A 17594-nucleotide genomic window follows, 5' to 3' on the forward strand; every position below is an offset into this window, starting at 1 on the left:
CCGCGCCTCGCGAGAGAGCGAAGCGACACGCGCTCAGGTGCACTGAGGCCCCCGGCTCATGGCAGCCGGGGGCCTCAGTCATGGGTGCGCTGTCGTCGGGCTCCTCAGACCCAGGACCCCTCGACGGCGGGGTCGGGGATCATGAGCCTGAGCGGCCGGCGGAACGGGACTCCGGGGAGGTGCTCACGGTGATGGCGGTCTCCTTACCCAGCACGGAGCCGGGGCCGGGGCTGACGTTGGTGACGACACCGTCGCTGGGACCCTGGACCGTGACCTTGGTGAAGCCGGCGGAATGAAGGGCGGCCATCGCCTCGGAACCCGTCATCCCCAGGATGTCAGCGGGCACGGTGGCGGTGGTCGAAGCGCCGGAGGAGATGACGAGAGCCACCTCGCCGCCGCGTTGCACGCTGACCCCGGCTCCCGGGTCGGTGCGGATGACCTGCCCGGCGGCGTAGTCCGTGGACTCCTCCTGGGTCACGTTGCCGACGGCGAGGCCAGCCTCCTGGAGCGCCGCGCGCGCCTCCTCCTGGGTCATCCCTGGCAGGCCCTCAGGTACCGCTGTCTGCCCGGTGGAGAGCACGAGGTCGATCGTGTCTCCGCGCGAGACGGAGGTACCGGCCACCGGGTCGGTACGGATCACGTTGTCCTTGTCCACCGTGCCTGAGTCCTCGGTGGTCACGTTGCCGACCTTGAGGCCGGCCTCCTCCAGGGACTTCTTGGCCTCGTCCTGGGTCCTGCCGGACACGTTCGGCACGTCAACCATGGCTGAGCCCGAGGAGAAGTGGACGGTCACCTGGGCGCCCAGGACGGCGGAGGTCCCGGCCCCGGGCTCAGAGGAGACGGCCAGGCCCTCCTCGACGTTGTCCGAGGCGACGTCGTCGCCGCGCCGGTAGACCAGGCCCGCGTCCTCAATAGCACGCTTGGCCTCGGCCTCGGTCATGTTCTTCACGTCCGGCACCGGCGCGCTCGTGGCGGTCGCGGTGGCCTCGGGGTCGGGCTCGGAGCCGGAGAAGTAGCCGGAGGCTACCAGCCCGATCACGGTGCCCAGGCCCACGAGCATGAGCAGGATGAGGATCCAGACCCACCACGGCCGGCGCGTGCGTGGCTCGTCGTCGTCCTCCTCGCCAGGCAGGGGCAGTGGGGCGGGGGCAGGGCTGACGGTGGTAGCGGGTCCAGGAACCTGGTCCAGCACGGTGGTGGGCTGGCGGTCCCAGGAGTCCGTGGTCGGGGCGCTCACGGGCAGGCCGCGGGCGGCCGCCAGCAGGTCGGCGCGCACGTGGGCGGCGTCCTGGTAGCGGTCGTCACGGTTCTTGGCCAGCGCCTTGAGCACCACCCGGTCCAGGGACTCGGGGATGTCAGCCGCGATGGACGACGGCGGACGCGGGACCTCGCGCACGTGCTGGTAGGCGATGGCCACGGCGGAGTCGCCGGTGAAGGGGGGCACTCCTGTCAGCAGCTCGTAGAGCAGGCAGCCGGTGGAGTACAGGTCGCTGCGGGCGTCGACGAGCTCGCCACGTGCCTGCTCGGGGGACAGGTACTGCGCGGTCCCCACCACGGCGTGGGCCTGGGTGACGGTCGCCGCGGAGTCCTCGATGGCCCGGGCGATGCCGAAGTCCATGACCTTCACCGCGCCGGTGGAGGTGAGCATGATGTTGCCGGGCTTGATGTCCCGGTGGACGATCCCGGCACGGTGGGAGTACTCCAGGGCGTCGAGCACTCCGGTGACGATCTCCACCGCCTCGGAGATCGGCACGGCCTCGCCCTCACCGAGCAGCTCGCGCACAGTGTGCCCCTCGACGTACTCCATGACGATGTAGGGCACGGAGTGGAGCGAGCCGTCAGGTGCCGTCAGCTCCTCCTCACCGGAGTCGTAGACCGCCACGATGGCCGGGTGGTTGAGGGCAGCGGCCGACTGGGCCTCGCGGCGAAAACGGGCCTGGAAGGTGGAGTCGCCAGCGATGTCGGAGCGCAGGAGCTTGATCGCGATGATGCGGGACAGGCGCTTGTCGTACCCGAGGTGGACCTCGGCCATGCCGCCGCGGCCGATCAGCTCGCGGATCTCGTAACGGCCCGCGAGGACCTGAGGAAAGTGGCCGGTCACAGTGTCTCCTTCGGTGACGTGACGGATGAGCCAGCGCCGGACCCTGGTGCGCTGTGAGCTGCGGCCAGGGTACCGATCGTGACAATGAGGGTAAGGGCGGCAACGAGCCCGAGCACGATGAGCCAGGACAGTGACGTGGGCAGCCCGAGCAGGCCACGGCCGCTGGAGTGGCGCGGTGCGACGTCGTCGGTGGCTGGGGAGGAAGCGCCTGCGCGTGCGGCGACGGCGCTGCGGGTGCGCCAGGCTGCGGGAATCTGACGGGTGGGTACCCGAGTGCCTCCTGTGGCCTCTCGGCGGTGTCTCGTACCGGGACGAGGCCGGGAGGACGGAACGGAGGTGTCGTGCCTGGCAGGGGTGGCTTGGCGGCCGGTGGCGACCCACGACAGCTGCCCGCGCGGGTCCCAGGACTCCTTGGGCAGGTGGATGACGATGCGGTCCAGGCGGCGGGCGACCTCGCGGGCGGAGCGAGGTCGGCTCCCCGGGTCCTTGGCCAGCAGCTCCATGACGATCTCGCGGACCTCAGGGTTGACGCCGTCGGGCAGTGGCGGGACCGGCTCGTTGACGTGGGCGAAGGCGATGTCCACCTGGGTGGCGCCGGTGAAGGGTCGGTGACCTACCAGCGCCTCGTAGGCGATGACTCCCAGGGCGTACAGGTCGCCGGCGGGGGTGGCCATATGTCCCATGGCCTGCTCAGGGGAGAGGTACTGGGCGGTGCCCATGACCATGCCCGTAGCGGTGAGAGGACGCTGGTGGACGCCGGTGGAGATACCGAAGTCGGTGAGCTTGGCCAGGCCCTCACGGTTGATGAGGATGTTGGAGGGCTTGACGTCGCGGTGGACGACGCCGGCGTCGTGGACCACCTGGAGGGCGCGAGCCACCTGAGCCAGGATCGGCAGGATCTCTCCCGCCTGCATGGTGCCCTGCTCGGACAGGAGGTCGGACAGGGCGCGGCCCTGGACCAGCTCCATGATGATCCAGCCTGAGCCGTCACGTTCGCCTGAGTCCAGGACGACGGCGAGGTTGGGGTGGCGCAGTCCGCGGGAGTTGGCGGCCTCGGCGCGCAGGCGGGACAGGAAGATCTCGTCCCCGGTCAGCTCCGGGCGCAGGATCTTGGCGGCCACCGCGCGCCCCGAGCGCAGGTCGGTCGCCTGCCAGACCTCACCCATGCCACCCAGGGCGATGCGCTCGATGAGCTCGTAGCGTCCCTGGAGCTCCATCCCGACGTGTGGTCTCACTGGTCCACCGCCGCGTCGATGACGGAGGCCGCGATCGGGCCTGCGACCGAGCCACCGGTGCCGGACCCCGCGGTCTGCTCCCCGCCGTCCAGGACGACGGCGAAGGCGATCGAGGGGCGGGAGATGTCCGTGCCTGCGAAGCCGATGAACCAGGTGACCGGGCCACCAGTCTCGGAGCCGGTCTCGGCGGTGCCGGTCTTGCCGGCCACGCTGACACCCGCCACCTGGGCGGAGGTGCCGGTGCCCTCGGAGACCACCTGCTGCATGAGGGTGGACAGCTGGGAGGCGGTCTCGGCACTGACCGGAGTGCGCAGGGAGGTCGGGGTGGTGGTGGACACGACGTTGAGGTCGGAGTCCAGGGTCTGGGAGACGAGGTAGGGCCTCATCTGCACGCCGTCGTTGGCGATGGTGGCAGCCACCATGGCCATCATGAGCGGGGTCGCTCGCACGGAGGCCTGGCCGATGCCGGCCATGGCCGTCTGGGCCGGGGAGGAGTTGGCCGGGTAGGTCGAGGTCGTCACGGCCAGCGGGATGGACAGGGGGGAGTCGAAGCCCCAGGCGCGTGCCTCCTGGCCCAGGGCGTCGTCACCCGCGTCCATCGCCAGCTGGGCGAAGGGCGTGTTGCACGAGTGGGCGAAGGCGTAGGCCAGGGTGACCGTGCCGTTGCCGCAGGACTCTCCGGCGTAGTTGGACAGGGCGTGGCTGGTCTGGGGCAGGGTGAGGGTGTCCGGGGCCGCGACCTCGGTGTCCGGGGTGACGGCACCGGCGCGCAGGGCGGCGGCGACGGTGAGGACCTTGAAGGTTGAGCCCGGTGGGTACAGGTCCCCGGCGATGGCCCGGTTGGTCAGCGGCTTGGCCTCGTCCGCAGTCAGGGTGTCCCAGGCCTGCTGGGCGGTGGCGCCGTCGTGGGAGGCGATGAGGTTGGGGTCGTAGGAGGGGGAGGAGACCAGGGCCTTGATCGCCCCGGTAGCCGGGTCCATGGCGACGACGGCGCCGCGCCGTCCGCCCAGCGCGTCCCAGGCCGCCTGCTGGACCTGAGGGTCGATGGTCAGCTCCAGGGCGCCGCCCTGCTGGGTGCCGCCGGTGATGAGGGACTTGATGCGTGAGGACAGCAGCGAGGGGTCCTGGCCGTTGAGCACGGAGTTCTCCGCCCGCTCCAGCCCGGTCATCGAGGCGAAGTAGGTGGAGAAGTAGCCGGTCAGCGGCGCGTAGAGGGGACCGTTGGCGTAGGTACGCTGGTAGGCGTAGGCGTCGTCAGACGGCACGGAGTCGGCGATGGTCTCCTCGCCGACGATGATCGCGCCGCGGTCGGTCCCGAACTCGGCGTAGACGGTGCGGGAGTTGCGTGAGTCCGTGGTCAGCGTGCCCTGTGAGGAGGCGGACTCCCACAGCGCCGGCCGAGCCAGGCCCTGCACTGAGGTGAGTGAGGCAGCCAGAGCCAGGAACATGACGAGGACCAGGACCGTGACCTGGTGGATCTGACGGTTCACGGCCTGGCTCCCTTCACGATCGTGGTGGGCTGGTCGTCCCGCGAGGGATGGGAGGAGTCCTGGCCGGAGGCGGGACGCTCGGACGAGGTCGTCTCCTGTGTCTGCGCGTCAGGAACCGAGGAGGAGCCAGCGGAGGAGGCGCTGGCCTCGGCCTCCTCAGGATCCTCGGCGTCCAGAACGGCTCGGCGCAGGGAGCTGGGCAGCTCGGCGGTGTCGATGATGCGTGGCGCCGACGTCACGGGGCGGCGGGCGGCGTCGGACAGGCGTACCAGCAGGGCCAGGATGATCCAGTTGGCGATGAGGGAGGAGCCGCCGTAGGCGAGGAAAGGAGTGGTCAGGCCGGTCAGCGGGATCAGACGTGTGATCCCTCCGACCACGACGAAGACCTGCAGGGCGATCGTGAAGGACAGCCCCACGGCCAGCAGCTTGCCGAAACCGTCACGCAGGTGCATCGCGGTACGCAGGCCGCGCTGGACCAGGATGAGATAGAGCATGAGCAGGGCGAGGGTGCCGGTCAGCCCCAGCTCCTCACCCAGGGAGGCCACGATGAAGTCGGAGTTGGCGAAGGTGACGAGGTGGGGGTACCCCGAGCCCCAGCCGGTCCCGAGAAGGCCGCCCGAGGCCATGCCGAACAAGCCGGTCACCAGCTGCCAGGAGCCGCCGGGGGCGGCGTAGACCTCGGGGTTCATGGCATCGAGCCACGCGGAGAAGCGCTGCTGGACGTGGGTGAGGTGCGTGGCGGCGAACCAGGCGGCGGGCGCGAACAGCGCGGCACCGATGAGCAGCCAGCTGGGGCGGTCGGTGGCCACGAAGAGGGTCACCACGAACAGCCCGAACAGCAGTAGCGAGGAGCCGAGGTCACGCTGGAGGACGAGCACGGCGATGGAGGCGCCCCACACGATGAGGAGGGGCACCAGGTGGCGCGCCCGCGGGAGGCTCAGGCCCAGGACCCGTCGGCCGGCCAGCGCCAGGTTGTCCCGGTTGGCCACCAGGAAGGAGGCGAAGAAGATCGCCAGCAGCACCTTGGTCAGCTCTGCCGGCTGGAAGGACATGGGACCCACGTGGATCCAGATGCGGGCGCCGTTGATCTGCGCGCCCAGGCCCGGCACGAAGGGCAGGACGAGGAAGACGAGGCCGCCGGCCATGGCCCACCGGTCCCAGCGGCGCAGGAGCCTGTAGTCACGCATGAGCAGGACCAGGCAGAACAGGACGACTCCCAGTCCGGTCCACATGGCTTGCCTGACGGAGAAGCCGTGTGCCTCGCCCAGGCGCTCGTAGGACAGGTCCAGGCGCTGGATCATGGCCAGGCCGATGCCGTTGAGGGCGACGGCGATCGGCAGCAGCACCGGGTCCGCCCAGGGAGCGGTACGTCTGACCCACAGGTGGACGACGACGGTAGCCAGGACGACTGCACCGGCGACCGGCAGAAGCTGGGCGGGGGAGGAGCCGGTGCGGTTGAGGGCCGTCAGGGCGAAGCCACCCAGGCCCAGCGCCAGGGCCAGCACCAGCAGGCCAGCCTCGGCCCAGCGCCCTGAGCGGGTCATGGGCGAGATGGAGGCCGCAGGGGCGGGCGAGGTGTACGTAGCGGGCTCTGAGGAGGACATCGCTGAGCCCTACTGTCCCGTGGCGGCGTCAGTGGGAGCCGGGGTGACCTCGACGGGGTCTGAGCTGGCCATCGTGTCCGTGGCTGTGGGGGTCGCGGTGGCCTGCTCGGTGACACGTGCAGAGACCGTCTCGCGCACGTACGTGCGTGCCGCAACCAGGGAGGGTTGGGCGACGGTCTCCTCCAGGCGCTCCAGCATGCGTTCATCGAGGTCGGACAGGGCCGGCTTGTCGTAGGTCTGCACAAGATGGCTGAGGGAGACGGGCCCCAGGGACTGCGGGATGCCCTGGTAGATAGCGACCTTCCCGCCCGCGGTGGTGACGTAGTACTGCGTCTGGGTCCACATGTAGCCGGCGATGCCAGCCACGGCCAGGGCCACCAGGGTCGCGAGGCAGGCCATGGTGGTGCGCAGACGATGACGACGACGGACGCGGCGGTCGCGCTCGGCCTCGGCTGCCAGCGCCTCCTCCTCCGCGGTGTCAGGGGAGGGGGTTGAGGCCTCGCCGTCCGCCTCCAGGCCAGCCACGAGGGCGGCAGCCTTGGCTGCCGGAGTGGCCGGGACCGGGGCGGCGCTGACGCCGTCGGCGGCGAGGCGCTCGCGGTGGACGGAGGCGGAGCCGACCACCTGCGGCTCCATCTGCGGGGTGGGATCGTCCTCGACGACGTCGAAGACGACGGCGGTGATGTTGTCTGGTCCGCCAGCGCGTTCGGCCAGGTCAACGAGCTGGTCCGCAGCCAGGGCAGGGTCCTCCACGCCGGCCAGGACCTCGCCGATCGTGGCGGCGGTGACGGGGCCGGACAGGCCGTCGGAGCACAGCAGCCAGCGGTCGCCGGGAACAGCCTCGCGGATGGACTCGTCGAGCTGGACCTCACCGTCGGCGTCGCCCAGGACGCGCAGGAGGACTGAGCGCTGGGGGTGCTGGCGCGCCTGCTCGCGGGTCAGGCGCCCGGTCTCCACGAGGTACTCCACGAAGGTGTGGTCGGTGGTGACCTGGGTGAGCTCGCCCTCGCGCAGGAGGTAGGCGCGCGAGTCCCCCACGTGGACCATGGCCAGCTTGTTGCCGCTGCGCATGACAGCCACGCAGGTGGTGCCCAGGCCTGCCAGGTCCGGCTCGGCGGTGGAGCGGGTCACGAGGTCGGCGTGGGCCTCCTGGACGGCGCCGCGCAGGAGGCCGAGCAGCTCACCGGCCTGGTGAGAGTCGGCGTCCAGGGGGATGAGGTGGCTGATCGCCACCGCGGAGGCGATATCGCCGCCAGCGGGCCCACCCATGCCGTCACACATGGCCACCAGGTGTGGCCCGGCGTAGGCGGAGTCCTGGTTGGAGGCACGCACGAGCCCGACCGAGCTGCGTGCGGCGTAGCGCAGGGAGATGGTCATGGACGCAGCTCCAGGGTTGTCTGGCCGATCCTGACGGGCACACCCACCGCGAGCTCAGCGGTTCCGGTCATGCTCTGGCCGGCCAGGGTGGTGCCGTTGGTGGAGCCGAGGTCCTCCAGCCACCACGTGCCGTCCTTGGGGAAGATGCGGGCGTGGCGGGAGGAGGCGTAGGAGTCCTCCAGCACCAGGGTGCAGGAGGGGGAGCGTCCGATGGTGATGGAGGTGGGGGACAGCGGCACGGTCGAACCGGCCAGCGGGCCCTCGGTGATGACGAGGCGTGAGGCCTGGCGACGCCGTGAGCGCGCGGCTGGTGTCGACGTCGTCTTCTCGCCGGAGCGGCGCAGGCGCAGGGAGCGTGGAGAGCCTGGCGCGACGTCGCGGCGCAGGGTGCGCACGACGAGGAGGACGAGGACCCACAGCAGCGCCAGGAAGCCGAACCTGGCGAGGGTGAAGGCGAGCTCGCTCACTCGTTGACCCCGGAGGAGTGTGTGCCGTCCCAGAACATGATGCGGGTGCGGCCGACGGTGAGCGTGTTGCCGTCCAGCAGGGTGGCTGCGTCGATGCGGTGGCCCTCGACGTAGGTGCCGTTGGTCGAGCCCAGGTCCGTGGCGATGGCGTGGCCCTGGGTGAGGCGGATCTCCAGGTGGCGGCGCGAGACGCCGGAGTCGTCAACGACGATGTCCGCCTCCGAGCCGCGGCCGATGACGGTGACGGGGCCGGTGAGCAGGTAGCGCTGGCCGTCGATGTCCAGGATCGGGTTGGACGGCGAGGCGGTGGCGGCCGCGGCCGGAGCGGCAGCACCACGCCGGGTCGAGGAGTCGACCTCGATGGCCGGGGAGGACAGCGCGGCATCGGCCACGAAGGTGACCTGGACGGGGCCGACGAAGGAGTAGCCCTGCTCACTGGCGTGGGAGGTGGCGACCTCCTCCATCTGACGGACCATCTCGTCACGGCCCCAGGCGTCGACGCGGTCGACGTCCGAGGGGGAGAGGTGGACTCGGAAGACGTTGGGGACCACGGATCGGTCGCGCGCGAAGGAGGCGGCGCGCTTGTCCATGGTCTCGCGCAGCTTCGAGGCGATCTCGATGGGCTCGACGTCGCCCGAGAAGCGGGACATGGCACGCTCAGCGACGTTCTCCACGCCCTTCTCGAACCTGTCTAGGAACCCCACGTTCCGCACCTCCTGTCAGTGACCGGATGACGGCGACCGATCTGCGCCAATGTCTGGTCACAGTAATACCGCCGCTATCGTAACCGGTGTCGCTACGAGCCGGCGGGAGGGTGGCCTGCACGGCAAGCAGGTGACGGGTCTCACCGCACTGAGCGGGCTGCTGGATTGGACGCGAGGGCCTTGGGACCGCTATCGTCATCCTCGCTCCAAGCGCGAGTGGCGGAATTGGTAGACGCGCACGGTTCAGGTCCGTGTGAACTGACGTTCATGGGGGTTCGAGTCCCCCCGCGCACGATACGGATGAGGGCCCGGAACTGAGGTTCCGGGCCCTCATCGTGTTCCAGGCCTGCGACGGGGTGCTGCGAGGGTGGTGGCAGAAGTCTTCTCCCGCGGTGAGGCCACCGAGGCGAGAAGACCTGACTGGCATGAGGGAAGTCACGTCCGCTTCTGTAGGAAACCTACATGTTCGTTGTTGTGAGGGAATGAGTATTCTCGCTTATTAGCGTGGCTCGGATTCATAGTGGCTACGACTTCCCCTCCTTGACCTTAGGAAGGTCCACCGATGCGTCTACGACGTTCCGCCGTGGCCCTCGTCCTGTCGGCAGCACTGGCTGTCGCCGGACTGGTGCCAACAGCGACTGCAACGACATCCCCACCCGTTGATCCTGCCGCGACGAGCACCGCCGCGCCTGCGTCCCCCGATCCGTCCACGAACGCAGTCGATGAGCCTGCCGCTGACAGGTCGGCCGATACGGCTCGTGATGAGGCAGGGGCTGGCACCGATCGCGCGGCCACAGCAGTCGCCGATGACTCCACCGGGCGTGTCATCATGACAATCGGAACGCTCAACTCCGACAACTCCATCACGACCGACAAGACCGAGTTCTACACCTATGAGACGATCTCACAGGTTGTCGATCTAGATATCTCGGGCAAGGACTACACGCTGAACAATCCCTACCTGGTTGTTCGCCTGCCACAGACCGCCAAGCTCGAGAAGCTCGCCTTCGTCGACTCCACCGCTGCCAAGACCGACCGAGGCACTGAGGACGGTTACCAGTACGTCAAGTACAGCTTCCCGTCCCTGACCGGCGGCCAGCACTTCACCTTCCCGCTGACCTTCGACTTCGACGGCCGCTACGCCAGGAACGGTGACGTGGCAACGATTGAGGCTGTCCTCTACGACGGTGACGGCAGCGTCGTCCAGCAGGTCTCCCAGACCTATACAGCCAAGACAGTTGGTCTGAGCGGATACTCCTATGCCTCCACGTTCGCCAACACCGGCGCGTACATTGACTCCCTTAACGGCAAGCCGCTGACCGCAGGGCAGACAGCGGATGGCCACCACGGCACTGTCACCGTGGACGTCAGCAGCGAGAGCGTCACCACCTTGCCCTCCGAGCGAGTCTTGACCTACTACCTCTCGGCGAACGTGTCTGACAGCCCCTCCGGCAACTACGGCCTTGAGATTCCGGGCAATGTCAAGGCCGTGATGACTCTTCCGCAGGGAGTCACCGTGAAGGACCCGATTGCGACGGTGAAGACCGAGACCCTGCCGGATGGACGCCAGCGCGTGACCGTCATCGAGACGAATCCGAGCTTCACCTCGAGTGACTCCAGGTGGACTCGTGGCAGGACCTCGGAGTACATCGGCTTTTCTGACAGCAACCGCACCCTCCTTGCCTTTAATGGGGTGCCGCTGAACACGGACCTGCCGATCCTCATCGACTACTACCGTGACGCCGAGGCGGACGGATCGGGTGGCACCCTGATTGCCAGTCGCAACGAGACCGTTCTGTTCTCCCCGAGGGTCTTCAAGGGTGACGGGACGTTCGGTGTCGAGCGCAGCGGGAGGGCGACCTACTCCCACCCGTCCTCGGCGATCGCATCGAACAGGTATGCCCACACCCAGGGTAGGTACTACAGCGGAGCCTTCGAGGTCACCGACACCGGCCTGGGACTGCGCAGCCGCTTCTTCCAGACCAACAACGGAGCGGGCCTGGACAGCCCTTTTGAAGCAGGCGTGACTAACTCCATCAAGGAGCTGCAGACCTCCCTGACCAGCGACAAGCTCACCTACAACAGCGTCAAGGTGGACTCGAGCTTCTCCGTCACGACCGGTAAGTCCCCCTCGGGTGCAGACAAGGCGATTGTGGACAGGAACATCGCCGCAGCCAATGCAGCCTTCAATAATGGCAATACCACGCTCATCGGCATTCGGGCTGACGGCAGCGAGGTGCTCATCAAGGACAACGTCCAGCTCGGTGAGACCATCGCGATCCCGCAGGGTAATGAGCGCGAGTTTACGAAGATAGCCTTCCGCTTCGCCGAGCCCATCGTCTTTGACAACATCCAGCTCTATACCTGGGACTACCTCAGGCTCATCACCTCTGAGCAGGAGGCTCTGGACAATCAAGACTCCGCCACAGCGAGGCTCTATAACTCGAGTGCCACGATCACCGTGGCGTCTGGGACGAGTGCGACGACCTCGGACGTCGTCGAGGTGGCTCCGTTGGCGCCCCAGGCGCACCAGTTCCCGACCTCGATTTCAAAGAAGTCGATCCTGTCCGCTGCCGGTGGTGTGCCTGTGGACATGATCGTCGGACCATACTGGTCCACTCGGCAGAATTTCGGGCCGATTCCGGCCTACACCGGTACCAAGGTCATCACCTTGCTGCCCAACGGGGTGAGCTACGAGGGATTCTCGCGCTACAACAACCCGGCGAACGTCCCGCCCCCTGCGGTCACGACGGTCGACAACTACAAGGGCACTGGCCGGACGGCTGTCATCGCGGACTACGGTGACGTGCCGTTCAACGTCGATGCAGCGATCAGGCTCAACCTGCGGGTCTCTCAGTACACCGCCCGGGGAAATAATGACATCCCGGTCTATATGACCTGGACCAACAACGACGTCGTCAAACCCTTCCGTTACAGCTCCCCGACCAGCCCGGGTAGCTACGCCTACGCGGACGCCCTGGACCTGGACGGTGACGGGGACACCACTGAGCTGTTCCACAAGGTGCAGACGTCCTTCTCCTTCACCCCGGCTCTCGAGCTGACCCTGAGCAAAGCCGTGCGCTACGACGGCGACACGGGGGAGTACTCGATGGCGACCACCGCGGACATTGACTCCTCGGTGACCTACAAGATCAACATCTTCAACAACGCCATCACCCCAGTGAGGAAGATTGAGGTCATCGATGTCTTGCCTTACTCCGGCGATCACACCATCGTTGCGAACGAGGCTGGCAGTTACCCCAGTCGCAACTCGACCTACCCCAACGGGCTGCGGGCCAGCCTGGAGTCGGTCAACAGCAGCGAGGTCAACGCCCAGTTCACCTTCTTCTACCTGACCTCTCCCCAGGGAGCCGATCTCGCCTCCGTGCGCGACGGGTCCTGGGTGACCGCGGACAAGATCAGCGACTTCTCGACGGTCAAGGCCGTCAAGGCAGTGCTCAAGGAGAACCAGGAGATCGCAAGCAAGGGCGAGGTCAACATCCTCGTTCCGGCAACCGTTCCTAACGACCCGACCCTCATGGGTGTCTCGATGGCGAACCCGGACCAGGCGGTCAATACCACGGCCTACTCCCAGGACGGCCGGGTCTTCTCCGAGGCCAACGCCGTCAAGGTCCTGGTGGGAACCTATGAGATCACCGGCATCTACTTCACTGACAAGAACAACAACGGTGTGTACGACGCTGGTGTCGACGGCGTCAGGCCTGGCCAGGAGCTGACCCTCTTGGACAAGGACGGCCGTCCTGTCACCGGTCCGGACGGTAGGCCGATCACCATGACCACGGACAAGGACGGCCGCTACACCGTCACCGTCTATAAGCGCGGCACCTACACAGTCTCCGCCACGCGTGACAACACGGTGACCTTCCAGTCACAGACCGGCACCGGCGCAGAGGGCAACAACCTCGACCCGGCCACGATCTCGGACACTGGTACCTCCGCCCTGACCTCAGCGGTGACGGTCAACCCCGCCACCATCACCCAGCACCGCAACATCGCGGTCCGGGAGGTCCCGGGGTCTGTCACGATCAACAAGACAAAGGATGCTGAGGAAGGTTCCGGCCCGCTCGCCGGAGCGACCTTCAGGATCCGTACCACTGACGGCAAGCCGGTCATCAGTACCAACGGCACCGAGATCGCGGACGTCACTTCCGACACCAACGGCAAAGCCGTCTTCGACAAGGTGCCGCTAGGCACCTACACGGTTACCGAGGTTTCCGCACCCATCGGGTACGTCAAGGACCCCAGCGCGAAGACCGCGGTGCTCACCCCGGCTACCCCGGACATCACCCTCGACGTCGTCAACGGCGTCGCCAAGGTCAACGTTCCCGTCACCAAGGTCTGGTCCGACGACTCCGACCGGGACGGGCTGCGACCCCCCGCAGTCACCGTCCACCTCCTGGCGGATGGCGAGGACACTGGCCAGACTCTCACCCTGAGTGAGGCCAATAGCTGGAAGGGCACCTTTACTAACCTGGTCGAGTACCAGGGCGCTACACCGGTCGCCTACACGGTGAGCGAGGACGCCGTGACGGGCTACACCACGGCTGTGACCGGGACCCAGGCCACGGGCTACACCATCACCAACACCCACAAGATCGCCACACGTGCGATCGCGGTGAGCAAGGTGTGGTCGGATGGCGAGAACCAGGACGGCCTGCGCACCGACTCGGTGACGGTCAACCTCCTGGCTGACGGCCAGCCCACCGGTAAGAGCCTCGAGCTCAGCGCCTCCAATGGGTGGAGGGGCACCTTCTCCAACCTGCCAGTCAACCAGGCCGGCCAGGCTATCGCTTACACGGTGAGCGAGGACGCCGTCACGGGCTACACCACCACCGTGGCGGGCTCGATGACCAACGGGTTCACGGTGACCAACACCCACATCCCGCAGGTGCGCGATGTCAAGGTCACCAAGGCCTGGCAGGACGCAGACAACCAGGACGGTATCCGTCCCGGCTCCGTCGTCGTCTCCCTCCTGGCGGACGGCGAGGACACCGGCAAGCGGGTGACCCTCGATGAGGCCGGCCAGTGGACTGCCACCTTCAGCGGGCTGGCCAGGTTCAAGGCAGGCAAGGAGATCGTCTACACCGTCTCCGAGCAGGACGTGAGTGGCTATACCTCGTCCATCTCCGGGGACGCCACAGCGGGGTACACGATCACCAACTCGCACGCCCCGGCCACTATCGACCTCCCGGTCCTCAAGACCTGGGTCGATAACAACGATGCTAAGGGCTTACGCCCCTCTTCCGTCACGCTCCGCCTCCAGGCTGATGGAGCTGACGCGGGTAAGACCCTGACCCTGACATCCGCCGACTCCTGGCGCGGTTCCTTCACGGGGCTGCCCACGTACAAGCCGGGTGCCCAGGGCCAGCCGGTCAGCTACACCGTGACTGAGGAGGCCGTGACCAGCTACGCCACGACCTACGGAGGTACCCAGGACCGTGGCTACACCGTCACGAACACCATTGAGGGCAAGGTCTCGGTCACTGCCTCGAAGGTGTGGTCCGGGATCGACCCCGATGCCGCGCCCGCGGTGACCGTCAACCTCCTGGCCAATGGCACCACGGTCGACTCCGCCGTCCTGGACGGCAACGCCGCAGGCGGCTCCTGGACCCGTACGTTTACGGACCTGGACCGTTACTCCGGTGGCGTTGAGATCGAGTACACCATCGAGGAGGCCGGCGTCTCCAACGCCACCCTGACCGCGGGCGGCCATGACTACGCCGTCGCCGTCACCCAGGGTGAGACGGAGCACAGCTGGGTCATCACCAACACGATGGACAACCCGACCCTCACCGTGGACGGCACGACCGTGTGGGTCGACGCGGACAACCAGGACGGCAAGCGTCCTGACACCGTCACTGTTGAGCTCACCCGCAACGGCGAGCCCACCGGCACCACCGTGACCGTCACCACGGACTCCGACGGTGGCTTCTCCTTCCCTGACCTGCCCACCTACGACTCCAAGGGCAAGCCGATCACCTATGGGGTCACGCAGGTTGGGCAGATCGAGGAGTACTCCACCGAGGTCAGCGGGGACATGACCAAGGGCTTCACGGTGACCAACACCCATGAGGTGGCCAAGACCTCCGTCAAGGCCACGACAACCTGGGTGGACGCGGACAACCAGGACGGCATCCGTCCTGAGTCGGTCATTATCCGTCTGTTCGCCGACGGCGAGGACACGGGTCAGACCCTGACCCTGAGCCCCGATGAGGACGGCGTGTGGAGCGCGACCTTCGAGGGCCTTGACGTCTACAAGGTCGGTGCGGTGGGCCAGCTGGTCACCTACACCGTCGTCCAGGACGGGGTCGAGGAGTACGAGACCCAGACCACCGGGGACGCCGCGGACGGATTCCTCTTCACCAATATCCACGAGGTCGGCAAGCGGACCGTCACCGTGGGCAAGGTGTGGGACGACGCCGGGGACAAGGACGGCTTGCAGCCTGCGTCCGTGACCATCCACCTCCTGGCTGACGGTGTGGACACCGAGCAGTCGGTGGAGCTCAACGCGGATAACGGCTGGACCGCCTCATTCACCGACCTTGACGTCAACGAGCCTGGCAAGCAGGGACACAAGCTCACCTATACCGTGAGCGAGGTGGCCGTGACCGGCTACGTCACCCAGGAGGTCTCGGGCTCGATGGAGGACGGCTACACCGTCACCAACACCCTCATCCGTGGTGGCATCACGCTCACCAAAGTCAACCAGTCCGGCAGCCCGCTGGCTGGTGCGGTCTTTGAGCTGCGTGACGCCCAGGGCGAGGTCGTGGGTACCGTCACCTCCGACGCGGATGGCATGGTCACCTTCTCGGCTCTGGCCTACGGCACCTACACCGTCAGTGAGGCGCAGGCCCCGTCCGGCTACGAGAAGGCCGACTGGTCCCAGGAGGTCGTCATCGACACCGCAGGTCAGGTCATCGACCTGGGCACGGTGACGAATAAGGCCATCTCCGCTACGCGTTTGTCCAAGACCGGCACCAACACCCTCATCGGCCTGGTAGCCATGAGCATGCTGGCAGCCGGAGGACTGCTGGTGGTTCGCCGTCGCCGCGCCTGAGGCGAGGCACGAGTCGCGGTGAGGTCTTGAACCGGCCGCGTACCAAGCCGATCAGCCGACGCTGACCGTACTGACTAGCCGGGGCCCACGTGCAGTGCGTGGGCCCCGGCTAGTCGTGCTCCACACAGGCTCTGGTGGACCGGACCCAGGGCCGGGTCACCAGAGCAGCCCCCGCCTACTGTGTGCCCATGACTGACACGCCTCTGGCTCCCGCTCGCCCAGCACACGCCGTCAGAAACCTGGATCCGTGCGCGCCCGAGCCACACGACCCGCCCGCGTCCCCAGACCGGCGTCAGGGCCGGACCGGACGTCCGGTCCGGGTTCAGCGCCACGACCCCACCATGCGCCCCATGCTCGTGACCTGGGAGGCCACCCGGGCCTGCCAGCTGGCCTGCCGGCACTGCCGCGCTGAGTCCCGTCCGCTGCGTGACCCCCGCGAGCTCACCACGGACGAGGCCAAGACCCTCATGGATGAGGCAGCCTCCTTCGGCCAGCCAGCCGTCATCTTCATCATCACCGGAGGCGACTGCTTCGAGCGCCCCGACCTGGCCGAGCTCGCCGCCTACGGCACAGCCGCTGGTCTGCACGTGGCTGTGGCGCCCTCAGGCACCGACAAGCTCACGAAGGACTCCCTGGCCCACCTCCAGGACGAGGGCGTTAACGTCATCTCCCTGTCTCTCGACGGCGCCACCGCCGCCACGCACGACGCCTTCCGTGGGGTTGAGCGCACCTTCGACCGCACCATCGCTGGGTGGGAGGCGGCCCGCGAACTGGGGATGAAGGTCCAGATCAACTCCGTCGTCGCCCGGCACAACGTCCACGAGCTGCCGGATCTGGCCGCGCTCGTACGTGAGCACGGGGCTATGACCTGGTCCGGCTTCCTGCTGGTGCCCACCGGTCGCGGTGTGGACCTGGGGTCCCTTGACGCCCAGGAGATCGAGGACGTCCTCAACTGCTTCTACGACATGGGTGAGGCGGTTCCGGCCAAGACCACGGAGGGCCACCACTTCCGCCGCGTCTGCCTCCAGCGCTACGTCCTGGACCAGCGGGGCCTCAGCCATGACGAGGTCGTTGAAACCATGCACCTCGGTCCGCTCTACCACCGGCTGCGCGAGCGGATCGTTGAGCTCGGCCTGGACCACGGCGAGCGACGTCGTCGGCCGCCGATCACCGTTTCCTCCGGTAACGGCTTCATGTTCGTCTCTCACGTCGGCGAGGTCACGCCCTCGGGCTTCCTGGAGAAGAGCGCCGGCAATGTGCGCGACTCCTCCCTCACCGAGATCTACCGCAGCTCAGAGGTCTTCACCGGTGTGCGGGACACGAGTCTGCTGGAGGGCAAGTGCGGATACTGCGAGTACAACCGTGTGTGCGGGGGCTCGCGGGCACGGGCCTACAACACCACAGGCAACCTCCACGCCGAGGAGCCGCTGTGCGCCTACCAGCCCGGCACCTTTCCCTACGCTGAGGACGTCACCGCGTTCATGCGCTCCATGGACGGGCGGACCAGCCGCCAGCATCACCAGTGAGCCCCTTGCGAT

General features: G+C 67.6%; 9 protein-coding genes. 2 read left to right on the forward strand and 7 right to left on the reverse strand.

What is annotated here, in order from left to right; genetic code table 11:
* Positions 1 to 139: 139 nt before the first annotated feature.
* The 7 genes from pknB to HRL51_RS00115 are packed head-to-tail and all read right to left on the reverse strand — an operon-like array spanning position 140 to position 8978.
* Positions 140 to 2101: a Stk1 family PASTA domain-containing Ser/Thr kinase gene (gene pknB / locus HRL51_RS00085; RefSeq protein WP_172121173.1), complete on the reverse strand. Its 1962-nt coding sequence runs from the start codon at positions 2099 to 2101 to the stop codon at positions 140 to 142.
* The gene (locus HRL51_RS00090; protein WP_216666434.1) at positions 2098 to 3318 is read right to left on the reverse strand and encodes a serine/threonine-protein kinase; all 1221 of its coding nucleotides are present in this window, start codon (positions 3316 to 3318) and stop codon (positions 2098 to 2100) included. The genes pknB and HRL51_RS00090 overlap by 4 nt, the downstream gene beginning before the upstream one ends.
* A gap of 14 nt (positions 3319 to 3332) precedes the next feature.
* On the reverse strand, positions 3333 to 4826 hold the full coding sequence (locus HRL51_RS00095) for a peptidoglycan D,D-transpeptidase FtsI family protein (protein WP_172121171.1): 1494 nt from the start codon (positions 4824 to 4826) through the stop codon (positions 3333 to 3335).
* On the reverse strand, positions 4823 to 6430 hold the full coding sequence (locus tag HRL51_RS00100; RefSeq protein WP_425321738.1) for an FtsW/RodA/SpoVE family cell cycle protein: 1608 nt from the start codon (positions 6428 to 6430) through the stop codon (positions 4823 to 4825). The genes HRL51_RS00095 and HRL51_RS00100 overlap by 4 nt, the downstream gene beginning before the upstream one ends.
* A gap of 9 nt (positions 6431 to 6439) precedes the next feature.
* The gene (locus HRL51_RS00105; RefSeq protein ID WP_172121170.1) at positions 6440 to 7807 is read right to left on the reverse strand and encodes a PP2C family protein-serine/threonine phosphatase; all 1368 of its coding nucleotides are present in this window, start codon (positions 7805 to 7807) and stop codon (positions 6440 to 6442) included.
* A complete protein-coding gene (locus HRL51_RS00110) occupies positions 7804 to 8274 on the reverse strand; it encodes an FHA domain-containing protein FhaB/FipA (RefSeq protein WP_172121169.1) in 471 nt (156 codons plus the stop codon). The genes HRL51_RS00105 and HRL51_RS00110 overlap by 4 nt, the downstream gene beginning before the upstream one ends.
* On the reverse strand, positions 8271 to 8978 hold the full coding sequence (locus HRL51_RS00115; RefSeq protein ID WP_172121168.1) for an FHA domain-containing protein: 708 nt from the start codon (positions 8976 to 8978) through the stop codon (positions 8271 to 8273). Before HRL51_RS00115 ends, HRL51_RS00110 begins: the two co-directional genes overlap by 4 nt.
* 829 nt (positions 8979 to 9807) lie before the next feature.
* On the opposite strand from HRL51_RS00115, the gene HRL51_RS00120 reads away from it, so the two are divergent.
* Together HRL51_RS00120 and HRL51_RS00125 are read left to right on the forward strand one after the other, a co-directional pair.
* Positions 9808 to 16056: a Cna B-type domain-containing protein gene (locus HRL51_RS00120; protein WP_172192966.1), complete on the forward strand. Its 6249-nt coding sequence runs from the start codon at positions 9808 to 9810 to the stop codon at positions 16054 to 16056.
* A gap of 341 nt (positions 16057 to 16397) precedes the next feature.
* Complete coding sequence (locus tag HRL51_RS00125) at positions 16398 to 17582, forward strand: TIGR04053 family radical SAM/SPASM domain-containing protein (protein WP_172192964.1); 1185 nt, start codon at positions 16398 to 16400, stop codon at positions 17580 to 17582.
* Positions 17583 to 17594: the final 12 nt, after the last annotated feature.

The organism is Actinomyces faecalis (genome assembly GCF_013184985.2).
GTDB classification, from domain to species: Bacteria; Actinomycetota; Actinomycetes; order Actinomycetales; family Actinomycetaceae; genus Actinomyces; species Actinomyces faecalis.

Coding starts and splice junctions, on each gene's coding strand:
- HRL51_RS00090 (WP_216666434.1), bottom strand. CDS start 3,318: ATGGAGCTCCAGGGACGCTACGAGCTCATCGAGCGCATCGCCCTGGGT.
- HRL51_RS00100 (WP_425321738.1), bottom strand. CDS start 6,430: ATGTCCTCCTCAGAGCCCGCTACGTACACCTCGCCCGCCCCTGCGGCC.
- HRL51_RS00105 (WP_172121170.1), bottom strand. CDS start 7,807: ATGACCATCTCCCTGCGCTACGCCGCACGCAGCTCGGTCGGGCTCGTG.
- HRL51_RS00120 (WP_172192966.1), top strand. CDS start 9,808: ATGACAATCGGAACGCTCAACTCCGACAACTCCATCACGACCGACAAG.
- HRL51_RS00125 (WP_172192964.1), top strand. CDS start 16,398: ATGCGCCCCATGCTCGTGACCTGGGAGGCCACCCGGGCCTGCCAGCTG.